Source organism: Pseudomonas sp. 2hn, assembly GCF_019646095.1.
GTDB classification, from domain to species: domain Bacteria; phylum Pseudomonadota; class Gammaproteobacteria; order Pseudomonadales; family Pseudomonadaceae; genus Aquipseudomonas; species Aquipseudomonas peradeniyensis.
Genome location: NZ_CP081016.1, coordinates 221,641 through 243,378, shown reverse-complemented (window position 1 = coordinate 243,378; position 21,738 = coordinate 221,641). Strand labels below are relative to the sequence as shown.

Annotated in this window: 22 protein-coding genes; 15 read left to right on the top strand and 7 right to left on the bottom strand. The window is 64.8% G+C overall.

Annotated features, from left to right (window positions below; all coding sequences use genetic code 11):
- The first annotated feature begins 178 nt into the window (after nt 1-178).
- The 6 genes from rfbB (at nt 179) to K2O50_RS01160 (ending at nt 6,834) form a co-directional block, all read left to right on the top strand.
- Nucleotides 179-1,261: a dTDP-glucose 4,6-dehydratase gene (gene rfbB / locus K2O50_RS01185; protein WP_050703350.1), complete on the top strand. Its 1,083-nt coding sequence runs from the start codon at nt 179-181 to the stop codon at nt 1,259-1,261.
- Nucleotides 1,258-2,130: a glucose-1-phosphate thymidylyltransferase RfbA gene (gene rfbA, locus K2O50_RS01180; RefSeq protein WP_050703349.1), complete on the top strand. Its 873-nt coding sequence runs from the start codon at nt 1,258-1,260 to the stop codon at nt 2,128-2,130. The genes rfbB and rfbA overlap by 4 nt, the downstream gene beginning before the upstream one ends.
- 134 nt (nt 2,131-2,264) lie before the next feature.
- Complete coding sequence (gene rfbD, locus K2O50_RS01175) at nt 2,265-3,125, top strand: dTDP-4-dehydrorhamnose reductase (RefSeq protein WP_050703420.1); 861 nt, start codon at nt 2,265-2,267, stop codon at nt 3,123-3,125.
- A 39-nt stretch (nt 3,126-3,164) separates the two neighbouring features.
- Nucleotides 3,165-4,979: an ATP-binding protein gene (locus K2O50_RS01170; RefSeq protein WP_050703348.1), complete on the top strand. Its 1,815-nt coding sequence runs from the start codon at nt 3,165-3,167 to the stop codon at nt 4,977-4,979.
- Nucleotides 4,976-6,382, top strand: coding sequence for a sigma-54 dependent transcriptional regulator (locus K2O50_RS01165; protein ID WP_050703347.1), 1,407 nt, complete (start codon nt 4,976-4,978; stop codon nt 6,380-6,382). Before K2O50_RS01170 ends, K2O50_RS01165 begins: the two co-directional genes overlap by 4 nt.
- The gene (locus tag K2O50_RS01160) at nt 6,379-6,834 is read left to right on the top strand and encodes a YiiD C-terminal domain-containing protein (RefSeq protein WP_050703346.1); all 456 of its coding nucleotides are present in this window, start codon (nt 6,379-6,381) and stop codon (nt 6,832-6,834) included. Before K2O50_RS01165 ends, K2O50_RS01160 begins: the two co-directional genes overlap by 4 nt.
- 121 nt (nt 6,835-6,955) lie before the next feature.
- Here K2O50_RS01160 and cysQ read toward each other — a convergent pair whose 3' ends face one another.
- Both cysQ and nudE read right to left on the bottom strand, forming a co-directional pair.
- Nucleotides 6,956-7,783 (bottom strand): 3'(2'),5'-bisphosphate nucleotidase CysQ, encoded by an 828-nt coding sequence (gene cysQ / locus K2O50_RS01155; protein ID WP_050703345.1) that lies wholly within the window; start codon nt 7,781-7,783, stop codon nt 6,956-6,958.
- Nucleotides 7,780-8,346, bottom strand: a complete 567-nt coding sequence (gene nudE, locus K2O50_RS01150; RefSeq protein ID WP_050703344.1) for an ADP compounds hydrolase NudE — start codon at nt 8,344-8,346, stop codon at nt 7,780-7,782. The genes cysQ and nudE overlap by 4 nt, the downstream gene beginning before the upstream one ends.
- A 64-nt stretch (nt 8,347-8,410) precedes the next feature.
- On the opposite strand from nudE, the gene yrfG reads away from it, so the two are divergent.
- The gene (yrfG, locus tag K2O50_RS01145) at nt 8,411-9,073 is read left to right on the top strand and encodes a GMP/IMP nucleotidase (protein WP_050703343.1); all 663 of its coding nucleotides are present in this window, start codon (nt 8,411-8,413) and stop codon (nt 9,071-9,073) included.
- 112 nt (nt 9,074-9,185) lie between these two features.
- Here yrfG and lysM read toward each other — a convergent pair whose 3' ends face one another.
- Complete coding sequence (gene lysM / locus K2O50_RS01140; RefSeq protein WP_050703342.1) at nt 9,186-9,626, bottom strand: peptidoglycan-binding protein LysM; 441 nt, start codon at nt 9,624-9,626, stop codon at nt 9,186-9,188.
- 175 nt (nt 9,627-9,801) lie between these two features.
- Here lysM and fdhD point away from each other — a divergent pair, with 175 nt between their 5' ends.
- The 5 genes from fdhD to K2O50_RS01115 all read left to right on the top strand — a co-directional run bounded on the left by fdhD (nt 9,802) and on the right by K2O50_RS01115 (nt 15,630).
- Entirely contained in the window at nt 9,802-10,629 is an 828-nt protein-coding gene (fdhD, locus tag K2O50_RS01135; protein WP_050703341.1) for a formate dehydrogenase accessory sulfurtransferase FdhD, read from the top strand.
- A gap of 8 nt (nt 10,630-10,637) precedes the next feature.
- Nucleotides 10,638-12,983, top strand: coding sequence for an FdhF/YdeP family oxidoreductase (locus K2O50_RS01130; RefSeq protein WP_220689962.1), 2,346 nt, complete (start codon nt 10,638-10,640; stop codon nt 12,981-12,983).
- Nucleotides 12,984-13,356: 373 nt separating this feature from the next.
- Nucleotides 13,357-13,836 (top strand): glycine zipper domain-containing protein, encoded by a 480-nt coding sequence (locus K2O50_RS01125; RefSeq protein WP_050703337.1) that lies wholly within the window; start codon nt 13,357-13,359, stop codon nt 13,834-13,836.
- 209 nt (nt 13,837-14,045) lie between these two features.
- Nucleotides 14,046-14,855 carry a protein-glutamate O-methyltransferase CheR gene (locus K2O50_RS01120; RefSeq protein ID WP_050703336.1) on the top strand — a complete coding sequence of 270 codons (810 nt, stop codon included), beginning with the start codon at nt 14,046-14,048 and terminating at the stop codon, nt 14,853-14,855.
- A gap of 118 nt (nt 14,856-14,973) precedes the next feature.
- Entirely contained in the window at nt 14,974-15,630 is a 657-nt protein-coding gene (locus tag K2O50_RS01115) for a response regulator transcription factor (RefSeq protein WP_050703335.1), read from the top strand.
- Here K2O50_RS01115 and K2O50_RS01110 read toward each other — a convergent pair.
- The gene (locus K2O50_RS01110) at nt 15,620-16,054 is read right to left on the bottom strand and encodes a thioesterase family protein (RefSeq protein ID WP_050703334.1); all 435 of its coding nucleotides are present in this window, start codon (nt 16,052-16,054) and stop codon (nt 15,620-15,622) included. The two genes, K2O50_RS01115 and K2O50_RS01110, sit on opposite strands and share 11 nt — an antisense overlap.
- A gap of 105 nt (nt 16,055-16,159) precedes the next feature.
- On the opposite strand from K2O50_RS01110, the gene K2O50_RS01105 reads away from it, so the two are divergent.
- Together K2O50_RS01105 and K2O50_RS01100 are read left to right on the top strand one after the other, a co-directional pair.
- Nucleotides 16,160-16,624 carry a hypothetical protein gene (locus K2O50_RS01105; RefSeq protein WP_256205952.1) on the top strand — a complete coding sequence of 155 codons (465 nt, stop codon included), beginning with the start codon at nt 16,160-16,162 and terminating at the stop codon, nt 16,622-16,624.
- Nucleotides 16,624-16,896, top strand: coding sequence for a type II toxin-antitoxin system RelE/ParE family toxin (locus K2O50_RS01100; RefSeq protein ID WP_050703332.1), 273 nt, complete (start codon nt 16,624-16,626; stop codon nt 16,894-16,896). The genes K2O50_RS01105 and K2O50_RS01100 overlap by 1 nt, the downstream gene beginning before the upstream one ends.
- Before the next feature lie 57 nt (nt 16,897-16,953).
- On the opposite strand, the gene K2O50_RS01095 is transcribed toward K2O50_RS01100, so the two are convergent.
- Nucleotides 16,954-18,495, bottom strand: coding sequence for a phosphoenolpyruvate carboxykinase (locus tag K2O50_RS01095; protein ID WP_050703331.1), 1,542 nt, complete (start codon nt 18,493-18,495; stop codon nt 16,954-16,956).
- Between the two features lie 179 nt (nt 18,496-18,674).
- A complete protein-coding gene (gene hslO / locus K2O50_RS01090) occupies nt 18,675-19,577 on the bottom strand; it encodes an Hsp33 family molecular chaperone HslO (protein WP_050703330.1) in 903 nt (300 codons plus the stop codon).
- Nucleotides 19,578-19,686: 109 nt separating this feature from the next.
- Here hslO and K2O50_RS01085 point away from each other — a divergent pair, with 109 nt between their 5' ends.
- Nucleotides 19,687-20,487, top strand: a complete 801-nt coding sequence (locus K2O50_RS01085) for a phosphatase PAP2 family protein (protein ID WP_050703329.1) — start codon at nt 19,687-19,689, stop codon at nt 20,485-20,487.
- Between the two features lie 32 nt (nt 20,488-20,519).
- On the opposite strand, the gene K2O50_RS01080 is transcribed toward K2O50_RS01085, so the two are convergent.
- Nucleotides 20,520-21,737, bottom strand: coding sequence for a 2-octaprenyl-3-methyl-6-methoxy-1,4-benzoquinol hydroxylase (locus tag K2O50_RS01080; protein ID WP_177330811.1), 1,218 nt, complete (start codon nt 21,735-21,737; stop codon nt 20,520-20,522).
- Nucleotide 21,738: the final 1 nt, after the last annotated feature.

Sequence of the window (21,738 nt, the reverse complement as noted above, 5' to 3'; positions counted from 1 at the left end):
CTCGTATTTTTCCTGTATATCGCCATCAGATAGGCAAATTGGCAAGACGGCAGCGTACAATCGCACCTCGTCGCGTGGGATACGCAAACCAGCGTATTCAACTTGCCTACAGCCTTGTCAGCCGACAAGCTATGGCCCCGCAAGCTACCGTCATTAATGGAAGGAAAGGGAATCCGACATGCGTATTCTCATTACCGGGGGAGCCGGTTTCATCGGCTCGGCACTGGTACGTCACCTCATCAGCAATACCGAGCATGAAGTCCTCAATCTCGACAAGCTGACCTACGCAGGTAATCTGGAATCCCTAGCCAGCATTGCCAGCAACACACGCTATGAGTTTGTCCAGGCCGACATCGTCGACCAGGCCGCAGTCAGTGCCGTGCTCACCCGTTTCCAACCGCATGCCATCATGCACCTGGCGGCCGAGTCGCATGTAGACCGATCCATCGACGGTCCGTCGGACTTCATCCAGACCAACATCGTTGGCACCTACAGCCTGCTGGAGGCTGCGCGTGGTTATTGGAACACGCTGGATGAGAACGAGCGCAAGGCATTCCGCTTCCACCATATTTCCACCGACGAGGTCTATGGCGACCTTCATGGCGTCGATGACCTGTTCACCGAAACTACGCCCTACGCCCCCAGTTCGCCCTATTCGGCGAGCAAGGCGGCGTCGGACCACCTGGTACGCGCCTGGCACCGTACCTATGGGCTGCCGGTGCTGCTGACCAACTGCTCGAACAACTATGGGCCATTCCACTTCCCGGAAAAACTTATCCCGCTGGTCATCCTCAATGCCCTCGAGGGCAAGCAGTTGCCTGTTTACGGTGACGGTTTGCAGGTTCGCGACTGGCTGTTCGTCGAAGACCACGCACGCGCCCTCTTCAAAGTGGTTACCGAAGGCAAGGTAGGCGAAACCTACAATATCGGTGGCCATAATGAGCAAAAGAACATCGATGTGGTACGTGGCATCTGCGCCCTGCTTGAAGAGCTGGCGCCACAACACCCCGCGGGCGTCGGCCACTACGCCGACCTGATTACCTTCGTCAAGGACCGGCCTGGTCACGATCAGCGCTATGCGATCGATGCAAGCAAGATCGAACGCGAACTTGGCTGGGTACCGGAGGAAACCTTCGAGACCGGTCTGCGCAAGACCGTTCAGTGGTACCTGGATAACCTCGAATGGTGCAAGCATGTCCAGGACGGCAGCTACCAACGCGAACGCCTGGGCAACAATGACTCCAAGGACCTGATCGCATGACCAAGGGCATCATCCTCGCCGGGGGTTCCGGTACTCGCCTACACCCCATCACGCTTGGCGTTTCCAAGCAACTGCTGCCGATCTATGACAAGCCGATGATCTACTACCCGGTCTCGGTGCTGATGTTGGCGGGCATCCGCGATATCCTGCTGATTTCCACGCCACATGATCTGCCTCAGTACCGTCAGTTGTTTGGTGACGGCAGTCAGTTCGGCATCAACATCAGCTATGCCGAGCAACCTTCGCCTGACGGTCTGGCCCAGGCTTTCCTGATTGGCGAGGAATTCATCGGCGAAGACCCGGTGTGCCTGATCCTCGGCGACAACATTTTCCACGGTCAGGGGTTCAGCGAACAACTGCAGCGTGCGGTCAAGCAACCGACCGGCGCCACCGTTTTCGGTTACTGGGTCAAGGATCCGGAGCGCTTTGGTGTTGTCGAGTTCGACGCTGAAGGCCGCGCCCTGTCGATCGAAGAAAAGCCCACCAAGCCCAAATCCAGTTATGCCGTGACCGGCCTCTACTTCTACGATAACGATGTAGTGCAAATTGCCAAGGGCATCAAACCCTCTCCACGCGGCGAACTGGAGATCACAGACGTCAACAATGTCTATCTGGAACGAGGCGACCTGCGTGTCGAGCGCTTTGGTCGAGGTTTTGCCTGGCTCGACACAGGTACGCACGACAGCCTCCTCGAGGCCTCCCAGTATGTGCAGACCATCGAACACCGCCAGGGGCTGAAAGTAGCCTGCCTTGAAGAGATCGCCTTCCAGAAAGGCTGGATCTGCCGTGAAAAGCTGAAGGCGAAAGCCGAAGAACTGAAGAAGACAGGTTACGGCCAGTATTTGAGTATTCTGGCCGCCGAAGCATGATGATTTTCACCGCCAACAGTGCGGGATGACCAGAAGCTGATTTGTCCACGGGAGCCTGGTGAGGATGCTTCTGCGCCCACCAGACGCCTGGCAGGACCTAACCTGACTGAAATCGAGTTGCCACCATGAAACCCCTGAAAATTCTCGTCTGCGGCCGCAATGGCCAAGTTGCCCAGGCGCTGCAAGGCGCCTTGGCCGGTTTAGGCGAAGTACATCTGGTCGGCCGAGACAAGCTCGATCAGGCGCAACCAGAACTATTGCGCGAACCGCTACGCCAGCTGGCGCCTGACTTGATCATCAATGCCGCCGCCCATACCGCAGTGGATCAGGCCGAAAGCGAGCCGGAACTGGCCTTCGCGATCAATGCCGAGGCGCCACGAGTGCTTGCCGAGGAAGCGGCGCGCCTTGGCGTGCCGCTGATCCACTACTCCACGGACTATGTCTTCGACGGCTGCAAGTCCGAACCCTATAACGAAGATGATACGACCCATCCACTCGGCGTTTATGGCAAAAGCAAATTGGCGGGCGAACAAGCTATCAGGGCTGTGGACGGCGAGCACCTGATCCTGCGCACCAGCTGGGTCTATTCGCTGTATGGACGCAACTTCCTGTTGACCATGCAGCGCCTGCTTCAGGAACGTCCTCAGCTTAACGTCGTGAACGACCAGATCGGCGCCCCGACCTGGGCAGCCACAATTGCCGCCAGTACGCGTGCATTGATCGAGCGCTGGCAGAACGGTCAGGCCGGCGCCTGGGGCACCTACCACCTGACCGCCCAGGGTGAAACCTCCTGGTTCGGCTTCGCCCAGGCCATCGGTGAACAGCTGAAGGCGCGCGGGCTGCCCTGCGCCGAACTGCTGCCGATCCCCTCGAGCGAGTACCCGACGCCAGCGCAACGACCGCTCAACTCACGCCTGGATTGTTCCCGCCTTGCCCGCGAATGGCAGGTCAGCCAGCCGCACTGGCACGATGCACTCATCGACTGCCTCAAGTAGCGCATAATTGCGCCAGATCCTACTGGCGCCCTTATCGCGATGATCCCAAGACCCACGCCTCCCCGCCGCCCCCGCTGGCGCAGCCTGGCCCTGCTGGCGCTGTGCCTGGCCCCGCTGCTGTGGCCGCTGCAGCACCTGGCCGAGCGTTACTACCAGGACGAGCTGGCTTCGCAGAACCGCCAGACCCTCGACCTCTACGTCGCCAACCTGCTGGGCACCCTGCACCGCTACGAAACCCTGCCGCAAATCCTCGGTGACCTGCCGGCGCTGCGTGGCGTGCTGGCCGACCCGTTTCGTCTCGAGGCGGTGACCAACGCCAACCGCCTGCTCAAGCACATCACCCAGCAGACCGGCGCCGAGGTGATGTACCTGATGGATGTCAGCGGCAACACCCTGGCCGCCTCCAACTGGGACAAGCAGGACAGTTTCGTCGGCCGCAACTTCTCGTTCCGCCCCTACTTCATCGAAGCGATGGAAGGCCACCTGGGGCGCTTCTTCGGCCAGGGCACCACCTCGGCCAAGCGCGGTTACTTCTTCGCCGCCGCCGTGCACGACCGCGACAAGGTGATCGGCGTGCTGGTGGTCAAGGTCGACCTCGACCACACCGAGACCCTCTGGGGCCGCACCCCGGAACAACTGCTGCTGACCGACCAGAACGGCGTGGTGGTGCTGACCTCGCGCCCGGACTGGCGGTTCCGCGCCACCCGCGAGCTGACCGCGGCCGAGCGCCAGGCCATCGTCGCCATCCAGCCCTACCCGACCCAGGCGCCGCAGCCGCTGACCCTCGACCAGGCCGCCTGGCTGATCCAGACCCGCGACATCAAGGAAACCGGCTGGCAGGTGAGCATCCTCGCTCCGCGCCTGCTGGTCGACCGCTCGGTGCAGACGGTCATGGCCATCGGCGGCGGCGCGCTGCTGGTGACCATGCTCCTGGCCGGCCTGGTGATGCAACGCCGACGCCACTACATCGACCGCATCGACTTCGAGGCCCGTGCCCGCCAGGAGCTGGAAAAGCGCGTGGTCGAGCGCACCGCCGACCTCGAAGGCCTCAACACCCGGCTCAAGAGCGCCGTGCTCGAGCGCGAAAGCGCCCAGCAGGAGCTGGTGCGCGCCCAGGACGAGCTGGTCCAGGCCGGCAAGCTGTCGGTGCTCGGCACCATGTCGGCGAGCATCAGCCACGAACTCAACCAGCCGCTGGCGGCCATCCGCAGCTACGCCGAGAACGCCGAGATCCTGCTCGATCATCAGCGCACCGAGGACGTGCGCGGCAACCTCAAACTGATCGGCGAGCTGACCGGGCGCATGGCCTCGATCATCGCCCACCTGCGTGCCTTCGCCCGCCGCGACCAACACGCCCCGGAAAGCGTGGCCCTGCAACCGGCCCTGGACGACGCCCTGGCGCTGCTGGCCAAGCGCCGCCGGGCCATGGCCGTGGAGCTGGTGCGCGACCTGCCCGAGGCCACCCTGTGGGTACAGGCTGGCGAGACCCGCCTGCGCCAGGTGCTGGGCAACCTGCTGGCCAACGCCCTCGATGCCCTCACCGAGAAGGCCAACCCACGCCGGCTGTGGCTGAGTGCCGAACGCCAGGATGACTGCGTCTACCTGTACATCCGCGACAATGGCCCCGGCTTCAGCCGCCAGGCCCTGGAGCACGCCAAGGAGCCGTTCTTCACCACCAAGACCCGCACCCAGGGCCTGGGACTGGGGCTGGCCATCTGCGAAAGCCTGATGCATGCGCTGGGCGGCGAGCTGCTGCTGGGCAACCACCCGGAAGGCGGTGCCCTGCTGACGCTGAAACTGCGCGTGGCCAAGCCCGGCGCCAACCTGCAATCTTCGGAGGACACCTCGGCATGACCGAGACACTGATCGACAGCCGCGCCCAGGTGCTCCTGGTCGACGACGACCCGCACCTGCGCCAGGCCCTGAGCCAGACCCTGGACCTGGCCGGGCTCAAGGTGGTGGCCCTGGCCGACGCCCAGGGCCTGGCCGGGCGCATCGAGGAAGACTGGCCGGGGGTGGTGGTCAGCGATATCCGCATGCCCGGCATCGATGGTCTGCAACTGCTGGAACAACTGCATGCCCGCGACAGTGAGCTGCCGGTGCTGCTGATCACCGGTCACGGTGATGTGCCCCTGGCGGTGCAGGCCATGCGCGCCGGGGCCTACGACTTCCTCGAAAAGCCTTTCGCCAGTGATGCCCTGCTCGACAGCGTGCGCCGCGCCCTGGCCCTGCGCCGCTTGGTGCTGGATAACCGCAGCCTGCGCCTGGCCCTGAGCGACCGCCAGCAGTTGGCCACGCGCCTGGTCGGCCAGTCGCCGGGCATGCAGCGCCTGCGCGAGCAGATCGGCGCCCTCGCCGGGACTCGCGCCGACGTACTGATCCTCGGTGAGACCGGCGCCGGCAAGGAGGTGGTGGCCCGCGCCCTGCACGACTTGTCGAGCCGCCGCGACGGCCCGTTCGTGGCGATCAACGCCGGCGCCCTGGCCGAGTCTGTGGTAGAGAGCGAGCTGTTCGGCCACGAGCCCGGGGCCTTCACCGGGGCGCAGAAACGCCGGATCGGCAAGTTCGAGTTCGCCAACGGCGGCACGTTGTTCCTCGACGAGATCGAAAGCATGAGCCTGGACGTGCAGGTCAAGCTGCTGCGCCTGCTGCAGGAGCGGGTGGTCGAACGCCTGGGCGGCAACCAGCTGATCCCGCTGGATATCCGCATCATCGCCGCGACCAAGGAAGACCTGCGCCAGGCCGCCGACCAGGGCCGTTTCCGCGCCGACCTGTACTACCGCCTGAACGTCGCGCCACTGCGTATCCCCGCGTTGCGCGAGCGCGGCGACGACATCCTCGTGCTGTTCCAGCACTTCGCCGATGCCGCCAGCGAGCGCCACGGCCTGCCGCCCCACAGCCTGCAACCGGCGCAGCGCGCCGTGCTCCTGCGCCACGACTGGCCGGGCAACGTGCGCGAGCTGCAGAACGCCGCCGAACGCTTCGCCCTGGGCCTGGAGCTGGCCCTCGATGGCCAGGTGCCTGCGGCGGCCCATGACATCCAGGTGCCCGTGCCGACCGGCAACCTCAGCGAGCAGGTCGAGCAGTTCGAGCGCTCGTTGATCGCCGCCGAACTGGGCCAACCGCACAACTCGATGCGCAGCCTCGCCGAGGCCCTCGGCATCCCGCGCAAGACCCTGCACGACAAACTGCGCAAGCACGGCCTGAGCTTCGACGGCGGTGGCGGGCACGACGACCAGGAGGACAACCGTCCATGAGCACCGACAGCCAGTACCTGCAATCGGTATTGCACAGTGATATTCCGCTGACCCGCGAGATGGGGATGGAAGTCCTCGATTGGCAACAGCACTGCCTGCGCCTGAAGCTGCCGCTGGCACCCAACGTCAACCACAAGAGCACCATGTTCGGCGGCAGCCTGTACTGCGGCGCGGTGCTGGTGGGCTGGGGCTGGCTGCATCTGCGCCTGCGCGAGCTGGGGATCGATGACGGACATATCGTCATCCAGGAAGGGCAGATCAGCTACCCGCTGCCGGTCACCGGTACGGCAGTGGCACAGTGCCCGGCGCCGGACGAGAAGACCTGGGAGCGGTTCCTGACGATGTACCAGCGTCGCGGGCGGGCGCGGCTGACGCTGGAGACGGTGGTGAGCAACGAGGGCAGCGACCAGCCTGCGGTGAGGTTCAGCGGGCAGTACGTGTTGCATCGCTGAAAGCTGGGGGCGCTTCGCGCCCCTTTCGCGGCACAAGGCCGCTCCTACAGGGGGCACGTTTCCCTGTAGGAGCGGCCTTGTGCCGCGAAAGGGCTGCAAAGCAGCCCTGGCTATCTCAAGCTCAGATCGCACCCGCCAGCTCGACCAACGCCTGCCGCCAACCGGCAGCCTTGGGCAACGCCAGGAAAAACGGATTGAGCAACGACTCCCGCGCCGGGTACCGGAACGGCAATCCATCCAGCCCGATCACCTCGCCCCCGGCCCCTTCCAGCACGCCCTGGGCAGCCGCCGTATCCCACTGCGAAGTCGGCGCCAACCGCGGATAACAGTCGGCACTGCCTTCGGCCAGCAGGCAGAACTTCAACGAGCTGCCGATATTGGCCAGTTCCAGCTCACCAACGGCGCTTGTCAGGCCAGCCAGTAGCGCTTCCTGCTGCGGACTGGAATGCCGACGGCTGGCGACGACGGTAAACTTCGCCCCCTGCGGTGGCGCGTTGCGTACCTGGATCGGCTGCGCGCCGCCATCACGCTCCACACGCCAGGCACCCAGGTTGCGCCCGCCGAAATAACAGCGGCCATTGGTCGGCATCGCCACCACCCCGAACACCACCTCGCCGTTCTCGACCAGCGCGATATTGACGGTGAACTCTTCGCTACCGGCAATGAATTCCTTGGTGCCATCCAGCGGATCGACCAGCCACCAGCGCTGCCAGCCTGCGCGGGTGGCCAGCGGAATCTCGCAGTCTTCCTCGGACAGCACCGGGATCTGCGGTGCCAGCGCCTGCAACCCATCCGCGATCACTCGATGAGCCGCCAGGTCGGCAGCGGTCACCGGTGAATCGTCGGCCTTGCTGGTCACCGCCACATCGGCGCGCCAGAACGGCAGGATCGCCTCGCCGGCCGAGCGGGCGAGCGCCACCACGTCCTGCATCAATAGCCGATCGCTCATACGCTCAGCACTCCACGCTGGATCAACAGGTCACGGGCCAGGTACAACGCCGCCAGCGCCCGACCTTCGGTGAACTGTGGGTGCATGGCCAGCGCCGAAAGCTCACGCAGGTTGACCTTGTCGACCCGCATCGGCTCGGGCTCGTCGCCCTCCAGGCGTTCTTCGTACAGGTCCGAGGCCAGCACCACCTGGATCTTCTGGCTCATGTAGCCGGGCGACAGCGACAGCTCGGTCAGGTGCTCCAGTTGGCGTGCGCCGAACCCGGCCTCTTCCTTGAGCTCCCGGTCGGCGGCAGCCAGCACGTCCTCGCCCGGCTCGATAAGCCCCTTGGGCAAGGACAGCTCGTACTCATCGGTGCCGCCGCAGTACTCCTCGACCAGCACCGCGTGCTCGGCATCGAGCATGGCCACGATCATCACCGCGCCATAACCGTTGCCACGACCGACCAATCGCTCGTAGGTGCGCTCGGTGCCGTTGGAAAAGCGCAACTGCACGGCTTCGACCCGGAACAGGCGGCTGCTGGCGACGATCTCGCGGCTGAGGACGGTGGGTTTCTGGCGCATGGGGCGGCTCCTTGGCGTGAACGGGTTACTATACCGTGGCTAGCCGACTGATCGAGAATTTCCCATGCCCGTTCTTCCCTGGTCCGCCATCGATACCGTCCTGCTGGACATGGACGGCACCCTGCTCGACCTGCATTACGACAACCGCTTCTGGCTGGACCACCTGCCCCAGCGCTACGCCGAGCTGCATGGTGTGAGCCGGGCCATGGCCGAGCTCGAGCTGCGCCCGCTGTTCGAGCAGCACGCCGGCACGCTCAACTGGTACTGCCTGGATTTCTGGAGCCGCGAACTGCGCCTGCCGATCCGCGAGCTGAAACAGGAGATTGCCGACCTCATCGCCCTCAAGCCGGATGCCGACACCTTTCTCGCGGCCGTGCGCAAGGCGGGCAAGCGGGTGGTGATGATCACCAATGCGCACCGCGATTCGCTGTCGCTGAAACTGGAGCGGGTGGAACTGGCGCCGTACTTCGAACGGCTGATCAGCTCGCATGACTATGGGTATCCGAAAGAGAGCCCGCAGTTCTGGGACGCGCTGCAGGCGGATATCGGCTTCGAACCGGCGCGCAGCCTGTTCATCGATGACACCCTGGCGATTCTGCGCAGTGCCCGGCGGTTCGGGGTGGGGCATCTGCTGGCGGTGCGCCAGCCGGACAGCCGGGCTGAACCTCGGGATACCCAGGAGTTTGCGGCGGTCGAGGATTACCGGGAGTTACTGGTTGGCCTGTGAGGGCCTCTTCGCGGGTAAACCCGCTCCCACAGGAGTTGCACAGTCCTTGAATGTGGTGCAGTACCTGTGGGAGCGGGTTTACCCGCGAAAGAGCCGGATCAGACGATGAAGATTAATCCGGAATACGCAGCACCTGCCCCGGATAGATCTTGTCCGGATGCTTGAGCATCGGCTTGTTCGCCTCGAAGATCTTGTTGTACTTGTTGGCGTCGCCATACTCGGCCTTGGCGATGGCACTCAGCGTATCGCCCTTCTTGACCGTAACGAACCGCGCCGCCTGGGCGATGGGCCCAGTGACGGTGATCTGGTCATCCACCGAAGCCACCCCTGCGATATTGCCGGCGGCCAGGATGATCTTCTCCTTCTCCTCCTGGCTGGCAACCTCGCCCTTGAGAATGACCTTGTCACCCTCTACAGTGGCCGAGATGTTCGGGTTGCCCAGACCAACGTCCTGGACGTGTTTCTTCAACTGTTCCTCGGCATTGGCATTGCCCGGCGTCAGCAGGTCGATCAACTTCTCGCCGGCTTCCTTCACGAAACTGAACAGGCTCATGTGGCGCTCCTTTGATGGTGAATCCATGGAAGCAGGAGTCTAGGCCAGGATCACCCATCCCGCCCCGCTGCGACCAATCGACGCGCTCTATCACGACATAGACGCTAGCGATTAGACGCCATCGGCACAGGGGCCTAGGCTTGTGGGGTCAAACTGCCAGCCGGTATTCGCCCCGATGAACAGCAAGCCACCGGTCTGCGCGGCGTCCACGCCTTTTGCCCTGCCCGCCGCCAGCAACACCTACGACTACGTCCAGCTCACCGACACGGCCCCCGACAGCACGCCGCTGGCCGAGGAAGTAGCACTGGCCATCGTCTACAACGGCCTGAACCAGGCGGTGATGCTGGTCAGCCCGACCGACCTGGAAGACTTCGCCGTCGGCTTCAGCGTGGGCAGCGGCATCGTCGCCGGTACCGAGGAAATCTACGACGTGAAGCTCTCCGGCAGTGGCTCGGCGCTGTATGCCGACCTGGAGATCTCCAGCCGTGCCTTCTGGAACCTGAAGAACCAGCGCCGCCAGCTGGCCGGCACCAGCGGCTGCGGCCTGTGCGGCGTCGAGGCCCTGGAGCAGGCATTGCCCGAGCTGGACGTGCTGCCCGGCGCGCCCTTGCCGCCCGCGCACTGGCTGAAGGACCTGCGCCAGCGCATCGATGCCTTCCAGCCCCTCGGCCAGCATTGCGGCGCGGTGCACGCGGCGCTGTTCATGGACCGCGACGGCCAGTTGCTGCTGGGCCGCGAGGATATCGGCCGGCACAACGCCCTGGACAAGCTGATCGGCGCCCTGCTGCGCCAGCGCATCGACACCGCAGGCGGCCTGGCCATCGTCACCAGCCGCTGCAGCCTGGAACTGATCCAGAAAGTCCTGCGCGCCGGCATCCAGACCCTGGTCAGCCTCTCCGCGCCCACGGGCCTGGCCCTGCAATGGGCGCGCAAGCACAACCTCAACCTTATCCATCTGCCCAAACACAGCGCACCGCGGGTGTTCAGCCCAGCGGCGGAGTAGCAACAGCCGTGACCTCCTACGAAAAACTGCCAGACAACGCCCCCGCCTCCACCCCTCGCTACAAGCCCTACCCCGGCCCCGCCGGCGGTTGGGGGGCGCTGCGCAGCGTGGCCAAGGCCTGGGTGGGCAGCGACAACGCCCTGAAGAACATCCGCGCCCTGCTCAAGACCAACCAGAACGGCGGTTTCGACTGCCCCGGCTGCGCCTGGGGCGACTCGCCCGAAAGCGGCATGGTCAAGTTCTGCGAGAACGGCGCCAAGGCGGTCAACTGGGAGGCCACCAAGCGTCGCGTCGATGCGGCGTTCTTCGCCCGCTACAGCGTCAGCGCGCTGCTCGAGCAGAGCGACTACTGGCTCGAATACCAGGGACGCCTGACCGAGCCGATGGTCTACGACCCGGTCACCGACCGTTACCGGCCGATCGACTGGGACGCGGCCTTCGCCCTGATCGCCCGCCACCTGAACAACCTGTCCAGCCCTGACCAGGCAGAGTTCTACACCTCCGGCCGGGCCAGCAACGAGGCGGCCTACCTGTACCAGCTGTTCGTGCGCGCCTACGGCACCAACAACTTCCCCGACTGCTCGAACATGTGTCACGAGGCCAGCGGCGTGGCCCTGGGGCAGAGCGTCGGCGTGGGCAAGGGCACGGTCACCTACGACGACTTCGAGCACGCCGACGCGATCTTCGTCTGGGGCCAGAACCCCGGCACCAACCACCCGCGCATGCTCGACCCGCTGCGTGACGCGGTGAAGCGCGGCGCCCAGGTGGTCTGCGTCAACCCGCTCAAGGAACGTGGCCTGGAGCGTTTCCAGCATCCGCAGAACCCACTGGAGATGCTGACCAACACCGACCGCCCGACCAACACGGCGTTCTTCCGACCGGCTCTGGGCGGCGATATGGCGCTGCTGCGCGGCATGGCCAAGTTCCTGCTGCAATGGGAACACGAAGCCCAGGCCAAGGGCGAGCCGGCGATCTTCGACCACGCCTTCATCGCCGAGCACGGCCATGGCGTGGACGAGTACCTGGCGGTGGTCGATGCCACCTCGTGGGAGCAGATCCAGGCGCAGTCGGGCCTGACCCTGGCCGATATCGAACTGTCGGCGCGCATGTACTGCAAGGGCAAGCGGGTGATCATGTGCTGGGCGATGGGCATCACCCAGCACCGCCATTCGGTGCCGACCATCCAGGAAATCGTCAACCTGATGCTGCTGCGCGGCAATCTCGGCGTGCCGGGCGCCGGCCTGTGCCCGGTGCGCGGCCACAGCAACGTACAGGGCGACCGCACCATGGGCATCAACGAACGCCCGCCGGTGTTCCTGCTCGACGCCCTCGAAAAGCGCTTCGGCTTCCCGGTGCCGCGCCACAACGGCCACAACACCGTCGAAGCGATCCACGCCATGCTCGATGGCCGGGCCAAGGTGTTCATCGGCCTGGGCGGCAACTTCGCCCAGGCCACGCCAGACACCGAGCGCACCGCGCAGGCGCTGCGCAACTGCGAGCTGACCGTGCACATCAGCACCAAGCTCAACCGCAGCCACCTGGTCCACGGCAAGCAGGCGCTGATCCTGCCGTGTCTGGGCCGCACCGATATCGACCTGCAGGGCGAAGGCCCGCAGGCGGTGACGGTGGAGGACTCGTTCAGCATGGTCCACGCCTCCAACGGCCAGCTCAAGCCGCTGTCGCGGCAGATGCGCTCGGAGCCGGCCGTGGTCGCCGGTATCGCCGCCGCCACCCTGGGCAAGCAACCGGTGGACTGGCACTGGTTGGTGGCCGACTACGACCGCATCCGCGACCTGATCGCCGACACCATCCCCGGCTTTGCCGACTTCAATGAACGCCTGCGCCTGCCCGGCGGCTTCTACCTGGGCAACAGCGCCGGCAGCCGCCAGTGGAAGACCGCCAGCGGCCGCGCCAACTTCAAGGCTAACCTGCTGCCCGACAGCCTGCTCGACGAGCGCGTGCGCGCCAGCGGCCAGTTGCCGGACCTGATCATGCAGTCGATGCGTTCGCACGATCAGTACAACACCACCATCTATGGCATGGACGACCGCTACCGCGGCGTGCGCGGCCAGCGCGACGTGCTGTTCGTCAACGAAGCCGACATCGTTCGCCTGGGCTTCCAACCGGGGCAGAAGGTCGACATCGTGTCGCTGTGGGGCGATGAGCATGTGCGCCGGGTGCAGGGCTTCACCCTGCTGGCGTTCGACATTCCCGCCGGCCAGGCGGCGGCGTACTACCCCGAGGTGAACCCGCTGGTGCCGCTGGAGAGCATCGGCGACGGCAGCCATACGCCGACGTCGAAATTCATCGCCATCAAGCTGGAGCGGGCGCGGGACGACGGGCGCATCATCTGAGCCCTGTGCCGCCCCCCCTGTAGGAGCGGCCTTGCCGAGGCGTCGGACCGGCCGGAAAGGGCCGCGCAGCGGCCCCGGCAATTTCTGCATCCACGCTAAGATCCTGGGGCTGCTTTGCAGCCCTTTCGCGGCACAAGGCCGCTCCTACAGGGGCGAGCGCAGATTCCGAGCAACTGCCCACAAAAAAGCCCTGTTCCGCAACGGTTCAGGGCTTCGTCATAAATAGCTCAGACAACCGAAAATCGCGAAAGTTTCATACATAATTCAATAACTTAGAGAATTGTGTACAACTCGTGCTACTCGTCGGATTCCGATTGCCAGGCGCCTCGGCGAGCCTCAAATTCCGCTTCGTCATCCCTCTGAGGCTCTCTTGATGAAGAAGTACTCCTCGATTCTGTTGTTGTCTTTTGGTCTGCTCAGCGGCGTTGCCATGGCAGGCGGCACCACCGAAGCCGGCATTGGCGGCGCATTGGGTGGGGTACTGGGCTCCGTGGTGGGCAACTCCATCGGCGGTAGCACCGGCGGCGCCATCGGTGCCGGCTTGGGCGGCGCGGCCGGCGGTGCGCTGGGTGCCGACAAGCGCCAGCGTGGCGAAGCCGCCATCGGTGGCGCGCTGGGCGCCGCGGGCGGCAACGTGGTGGGTCGCTCCGTGGGCGGCACCACCGGCAGCTACATCGGCGCGGCCGCCGGTGGTGGCGCCGGTGGTGCACTGGGCAACTACATGGGCAACAAGGCCGACGAAGACGAACGCCACGAGCGTCGCTACCGTCGCGACTACGACGATCGCCGCTATTACGACCGTGGCCACCACTACGGCCATCGCAAGCACAAGCGCCACTGGCGCCATGACTGATCGTCTGGCTTACGCCTGAGGCCTAAGGCCCTGCCCTCATCGGCAGGGCCTTTTCGTTTGCATACCCGCCAGAGGATTAGGGGCTGCCCCGATATGGAGGCCACTAGCCACTAGTTATCATCGCTGTTTCGATCAAGCACAGGACGCAGGGAATGCGCACGATCTTCACCTACCCTATCTGTCCGCCCCGGGCCAGGAGAGGCTGAAGGATGCCTGGCCGCCGCCCGCCACTGCTCGGCGAAGCCAGCTTTGCGTCGATTCGCCAGCGGGTCGTGCAGGCCACCGGCGTGCAACTGGCCGACGACCGCCGCGCCGTGGTCGCAGCGCGCCTGCACAAACGCCTGAAGGCCTTGGGCCTGGCGGATTTCGAGCGTTACCTTGCCTTTCTCGACAGCCCCCTGGGCGTGAACGAACACGAGCACCTGCTGCGCCTGCTGGTCGCCCGTGACAGCTACTTCTTTCGCGAGCATCGCCACTTCGAATGCCTGGCCCGCTGGCTGGCCGACCTCGACCACCCCGCACGCCTGTGGAGCGCCGCCTGCGCCACCGGGGAGGAAGCCTGGAGCCTGGCCATGGTCGCCGCCGAAAATGCCCGCCATCCCGGCTGGCAGGTGCTGGCAAGCGACTTCGACTCAAAACTGCTGGAGACCGCCGCTGCCGGTATCTACGACATCGCCCAGGCACGCTACTTCCCCGAAGGCTGGCTGGCCCGCCACTGCCTGTGCGGCGTCGACGAGATGGCTGGCCGGCTGCGGGTCACCGCAGCCCTGCGCGAGCAGGTGCGCTTCGAGGCGCTCAACCTGATCCGGCCCCTGCCCGAACAGCTCGGCAGCTTTGACGTCATCCTGTTGCGCAACCTGTTGTCGAACCTGGCGCCACGGTACAAGAACGAGGTACTCCAGCGCCTGCTGGCACATCTGCGCCCCGGTGGCCTGATGATCATCGGTCACAGCGAGAGCGTCCACGCCCTGGGCCTGCCCCTGCGTCCACTACTGCCGTCGGTGTTCGAACGCCTATGATAAGAGGCACTGCCGCGACCATCGGCAGACAAGGACTGATCGCGCAACCGCGCGGCAGTGCGCTTTCGGATCGAGCAGGCCTGCCGCCCCCCTTCCCTTGCGAAACAGGCCCTTATCCATGCCCTGCCGAATCTTGCTTGCCGATCACTCGCCGCTCTTCCGCGCCGGCCTGCGTGCCCTGCTTGAACAGAAGAAAGATTTCGTCGTGGTGGGCGACACCGGCGATGCCATGACGGCCGTGAGCCTCGCGGAAAAACTCAAGCCGGACATCGTGGTGCTCGACATGAGCGGCGAGCTGGACAGCCAGCAGGCCCTGCAGGAGCTGTTCATCCGCGCCCCCGCCAGCCGGGTGCTGATGTTTTCGCCACGCTCAGAGCTCGAGCATGTAATGAGCTGCCTGCAACTGGGTGCCCATGGTTTCCTGCTCAAGAACGCCACGGTCAGCGAACTGGAGCAGGCCCTGCAGACCCTGCGCGGTGGCGGCCAGTACCTGTCGTCGGCGGTGCTGCCGATGGTCATCGGCCAGGCCCTGAAACACAGCCGCAAGCGCGTCGTCAGCCAGGTGCAGACACCGCCGCTGACCAACCGCCAGCTGGAGATCCTGCGCCTGATCGCCCGTGGCGAGACCACCCGCTCAATCGCCGACGGCCTGGGCCTGAGCATCAAGACCGTCGAGGCTCACCGCTCGCAGATCATGCACCGCCTGCAGATCCACGACGTGCCCGGCCTGGTGCTGTTCGCCGTGCGCGAGGGGATCATTCGCCTCAACGATTGAGCGACAGTCCGGCGAGGATCAGCTGCAGCGTTTCCGGCAGCACCACCGGACGGCCCGAGGCCCGCTCGATGAACACCTGCACCACACTCCCCGCCGCGCAGGCCTCGGCCTCGCCCGGGCGGAACAGCGCCAGGCGGAACTCCACGGTGCTGCCCGCCAGGCGCGTCACGCCCAGGCCCACCTCGAGCACGTCGGGAAAGCCCGGCAAAGCGAAGAAGTCCGCCGCCGAGCTGACGACGAAGCCGGCCAGCTCACCGTCGCGCAGGTCCAGTTCGGCCTGTTCGACCAGGAAGGCCTGGATGGCTGTTTCGAAGAAGGCATGCACGGTGGCGCCAGCGAGGTGACCGTTGTGGTCGTTGTCCTGCGGGCGGGTGAGGATGGGATGGAAATGGGAGAAGGCGGAGCGTTGGGGGGATTCTGTCATGAGGACAACCTGATTTCCTTTGCATGTCAGCGAAGCTTCCCACATAGACTTGGGAACGCCTATAGTCGCAATCAACAGTAGATTGCATAAGATGGTACGCGTCCCATGAAGCCGAGACATACACCCGTGCCGACCCTGCAACTGGATCATGCCCACCTCAGCCGCCTGGCTGAAAGCCGTCGAATCAACGCCACCCACATCGTTGGGCAACCCGGAGGCTGGGCGGTCCAGGTGGATGTCGACGATCAGGAGCACGTACTCACCGCACAGCGTAGCGGCAACGTCCGGCTGTTCAAGAAGCTCGAGACACTGGTCAGCTACCTGCATGATCTGGGTATCGACCATTTCTTGGTCGACAGCTCGATCTGGGATCCGCGACAGACCACCACCTACCAGCGGCCGGATCGCGCCCAGGCACTCAAAAGGGCCCATGAGGCGGCAGCCTACGACACCTGGTTCAGCGAACAGGTCGACGCCAGCCGTCGCGATCCATCCCCCACGCTGGATGACGAAGAAGTCGAGAAGTTCTTTGCCGCCCGCCGAGCCGAGCTGAGAGCCAAAAACCGCTGATGCGCCTTGTCTGGTCGGCAATGGCTCGCAACGATCGTCTGCGCATCATGACCGTCGTTGCACAAGACAACCCGGCAGCGGCAGAGGCGCTGGATGAAGCCTTCAGGGACAAGGCCAGACGCGCCGCTCGCAACCCGCGCCTGTACAAGCCCGGCAGATGCGTCGAAACACACGAAATCGTGGTAACGCCCAACTACGTGATGATCTACCAGGTACAGGAGGACGAAGTCGAAATCCTCCGGATCCTGCATGCACGGCAACAATGGCCTTGATCTGAAAAACGAAAAAGCCGCCCCGAAGGGCGGCTTTTCATCCGAACCGGCTGCAGCTTACAGCTGCGGACCAGCAGCCTTGATGGCGTCGGAAACGTCGAACTTCTTGAAGTTCTCGGTGAACAGCGTGGCCAGGCCCTTGGCGGCTTCGTCGTAGGCAGCCTTGTCAGCCCAGGTGTTGCGCGGGTTGAGCAGCTCGGTCTCGACGCCCGGAACAGCCTTCGGCACGTCCAGGTTGATGATGTCCAGGTGCTCGGTCTCGGCACCGACCAGAGCGCCGCTCTGGATGGCAGCGATCACGCCACGGGTGGTCGGGATGCTGAAGCGCTTGCCAACGCCGTAGCCACCACCGGTCCAGCCGGTGTTGACCAGGTAGACCTTGGAGCCGAACGCCTTGATACGCTTGATCAGCAGTTCGGCGTATACGCCGGCCGGACGCGGGAAGAACGGTGCGCCGAAGCAGGTGGAGAAGGTCGACTTGATGCCGCCGCCCGAACCCATTTCGGTGGAACCGACCAGCGCGGTGTAGCCGGACAGGAAGTGGTAGGCCGCCTGCTCGTTGTTCAGGATCGACACCGGAGGCAGTACGCCGGTCAGGTCGCAGGTCAGGAAGATGACCGCGTTCGGCTCGCCGCCCAGGTTCTCTGCCGAGACCTTCTCGACGTGCGCCAGCGGATAGGCGGCACGGCTGTTCTGGGTCAGGCTCACGTCGGCGTAGTCGGCGTGCTTGTTGGCGTCGATCACGACGTTTTCCAGCACCGCGCCGTGCTTGATGGCTTTCCAGATGACCGGCTCGTTCTTCTCGGACAGGTCGATGCACTTGGCATAGCAACCGCCTTCGATGTTGAAGACCACGCCCTCACCCCAGCCGTGCTCGTCGTCACCGATCAGGTAACGGCTTTCGTCGGCCGACAGGGTGGTCTTGCCGGTGCCGGACAGGCCGAAGAACAGGGTGACATCACCCGCTTCGCCGATGTTGGCGGCGCAGTGCATCGGCAGCACGTCGGCGGCCGGCAGCAGGAAGTTCTGCACCGAGAACATGGCTTTCTTCATTTCACCGGCGTAACGCATGCCGGCGATCAGCACCTTCTTCTGGGCGAAGTTGATGATCACGCAACCATCGGAGTTGGTGCCGTCACGCTCAGGCACGCACTCGAAGTTGGCGACGTTGAGGATCTGCCACTCACCACGGCCAGCCGGGTTGTACTGCTCGGGGTTGATGAACAGGCAACGACCGAACAGGTTCTGCCAGGCGGTCTGGGTGGTCATCTTGACCGGCAGGTAGTGCTCGGCCGCAGCGCCTACGTGAACGTAGGAAACGAAGTGATCCTGGGCGTTGTTGAACGCCTCGACGCGGTCCCACAGGGCATCGAACTTGTCGGCCGGGAACTTGCGGTTGATCGGGCCCCAGCCAATCTGGTCCTGGGTGGACGGTTCTTCGACGATGAAACGGTCAGCTGGCGAACGGCCAGTGCGGTGACCGGTTTCCACCACCAGCGCGCCAGTATCGGCCAGCACGCCTTCACCGCGGGACAGCGCTTCTTTTACCAGCTCATCGACGCTCAGGTCGGTGTACACGGTGTTGTTGGCTTGCGTCATGAGATACCCCATCCGGCCCGAGGCCGAGTGCTCCAAACGTTTTGTAGTCGTCTCGAAAAAACTACTACAGCGAAAAAAGTGGCCGGATTATGCCAGAAACGCCCAAAAAAAGTAGGCCCCTCCTGTCAGAACTGCGTTTTTGCGCAATTCGACAGGAGAATATCCTGTAGTGAACCGTTTCAGTGCTGAGTTTCTGACGGCGCCTCGGTGCCGCCACCGGCAAACAATTGCGCCACATCGCTTGCATCGAAGAGATAGCGCTCGTTGCAGAACTGGCAATCGATCTCGACCTGGCCGCCGCACTCGGCCACCAGCGCCTTGGCATCCTGCTCGCCGAGGCTGACCAGGGCGTTGCCGGAACGCTCGCGCGAGCAGCTGCAACGGAAGCGTAGCGGCTGGATATCGAACAGGCGAACCGCGTCCTCGTGGTACAGGCGGTGCAACACGGTTTCGTTGTCCAGGCCGAGCAGTTCCTCGGTCTTCACGGTGTTGGCCAGGGCCTTGACGTGGGCCCAGCTTTCCTCGCGCTCCTCGCTGTCCTTGTGGATCTCGGCCGGCAGCTGCTGCACCAGCAGGCCACGGGCGCGGGCGCCATCGGCGGCCAGGGAGATGCAGGTGTTCACCTGCTGCGACATGACGAAGTAGTTGGTGAAGCACTCCGACAGGTCCTTGCCGTCCAGCTCTACGGTGCCCTGGTAGCGCTGGCCGTTGACCGGAATGATGGTCAGCACCAGGTGACCGCCCGGCATCAGGTCGGCAAGGCTGGCATCCGCCTTGATCTGCTCGGCCTCGTAGCGGGCCAGGCCACGGATGTCGTGCTCGCTGGTGTACTCGATGGCCAGCAGCGGCACCGGGCCCGAGGACTGCGCCTGGAGCACCAGCAACCCGTCGAACTTCAGGGTGCCGACCAGCAGCGCGGCGGCGGCCATGAGCTCACCCAGCAGGTGCTGCACCGGCTGCGGATAGTCGTGCTTGGCCAGCACCTCGGCGTAGCTGCGTTCCAGCGCGACCATCTCGCCGCGGGCGTCGCGGTCGTCGAACAGGAAGCGTTGGGTGAAATCGGTATCTGGCAAGTCGCTCATGGTTGTCTGGCTTTCTAAAAATGATTACAAAATAATTACAGGAGACCGAAAGGTCCGTCGTAGAGCGCTCAACGAGACGCTCAAATCCTGCTGGATATCGAGGTATTTTATGGACAATCGACCACTGTTCCAAGCAAGGTGGTCCTGGGGCCCCTTGGCAGCCTGCACCCTGCTACCCATCGCATTACTGTGTTTCTGGTTGTGGCCCGTTGGCCAGATCCTGTGCCTGACTTTCGACGAGTGGCTGTTCCACAGCCTCAATGCGCCCCTGGCCGACAACCTGGTCTGGCGGTCGATCTGGGCGGTCGGCAGCCTGCGTCCCTTCGACATCCTGGTCGGCCTGATCATGCTGTCGCTGCTGATCCGCGGCGATTGGGTATTCAAGGCCACCCAGGTACGCCAGGCGTTTTTCGGTTTCCTGGTCACCCTACTCCTCTTAGTGGTGATTCGCGCGCTGTTTTCCAAGTGGGTCAGCGCAATGGGCTGGCAACACAACAGCCCGTCGATGGTGTTCGACAACGCCGTGCACCTGAGCGACTTCTATCCGCACATGGAAGCGAAGTGGGAATTGAAGGACCGTTCCAGCCAGAGCTTCCCGGGTGACCACGCCTCGGTGCTGCTGATCTGGGCGCTGTTCATGAGCCTGTTCAGCCGCCGCCTGGTACAGCACCTGGTGATCTGGGCACTGGCCTTGCTGTTCATGCTGCCGCGCCTGGTGGCCGGCGCCCATTGGGGGCAGGACGACTACATCGGCGGCCTGTTGATGGCGCTGCTGGCACTGGGCTGGAGCTGCCACACGCCCCTGGCGGCCAAGGCCAGCGCGGCGCTGGTGCGCTGGACGGCGCCGCTGTTCGGCCTGCTCGGCAAGCTGCCGTTGGTCAGGCGCATGAGCGTGATGCGCGCCGCCTGATCCATTGCCGGGGCCGCCAGGCGGCCCCGCTCTCAGGCCCTGGCCAGCTCCGGCAAGTCCCCGGACAACCCCAGCGCCTGGCGCACGAACAGCGCCTTGGCCTCGGGCATCTGCTCCACCAGCTTCAAGCCGCTGTTGCGCAGCCAACGCAGGGGCAGCGGATTGGCCTGGAACAGGCGCTCGAAGCCCTCCATCGCCGCCATCAACGCCAGGTTGTGCGGCATGCGTCGCCGCTCGAAGCGGCTCAGCACCTTCACATCGGCCAGGCGCTCGCCACGCTCGCAGGCGCGGACCAGCTCCTCGGCCAGCACCGCGGCGTCGAGAAAGCCCAGGTTGACCCCCTGCCCGGCCAACGGGTGGATGGTATGGGCCGCATCGCCAATCAGCGCCAAGCCCTCCTCAACGTAGCGTTTGGCATGGCGCTGGCGCAGCGGCACGCAGACCCGCGGATCCGCCTCCAGCACATCGCCCAGACGCCCCTCGAAAGCCCGTTCCAGCGCTTGGCGGAAGGTCGCGTCATCCATCGCCATGGCCTGCTCGGCCTGCTCCGGGGTGGTCGACCAGACGATCGAACACCAGTCCTGGCGGCCATCGCGGCTCAGCGGCAGGAACGCCAGCGGGCCTTCGTCGGTGAAACGCTGCCAGGCCGTTGCCCGGTGCGCCTCGCTGCAGCGCACGCTGGTGACGATGGCATGGTGCAGGTAATCCCACTCACGGGTCGCGCAGCCGGCCAGGCGGCGTACCGCCGAGTTGGCGCCATCGGCGGCGATCACCAGCGGCGCGCGCAGCTTGCGGCCATCGGCCAGGGTCAGCAGCCACTCATCGCCGGAGCGGCGCAACTGCTCCAGGCGAGCGTTGGCCAGCAGCCCGACATCGCTGTCGTGCAGACGCTCCAGCAGGCCGTCCTGGACCACGCGGTTCTCGACGATATGACCCAGCACCTCGGCATGCACGCTGGCGGCGGAGAAATGGATCTCGCCGGTGCCGCTGCCGTCCCAGACATGCATGTCCGAGTACGGCGAGACACGCCGCCGGGCGATGCCGTCCCAGGCGCCGAGGCGCTCGAGAATGCGCTGGCTGGCCGCCGACAGGGCGCTGACCCGCGGCTCGAAAGGTGCCTCGCCGTCAAACGGCTTGACCGTCATCGGCCCGCCGTCTAGCAGGAGCACCTCCAGGCCACTGTGGCGCAGGGCCAGGGCCAGGGCGCTGCCGACCATACCGGCACCGACAATCAACAGATCTGCGCGCATT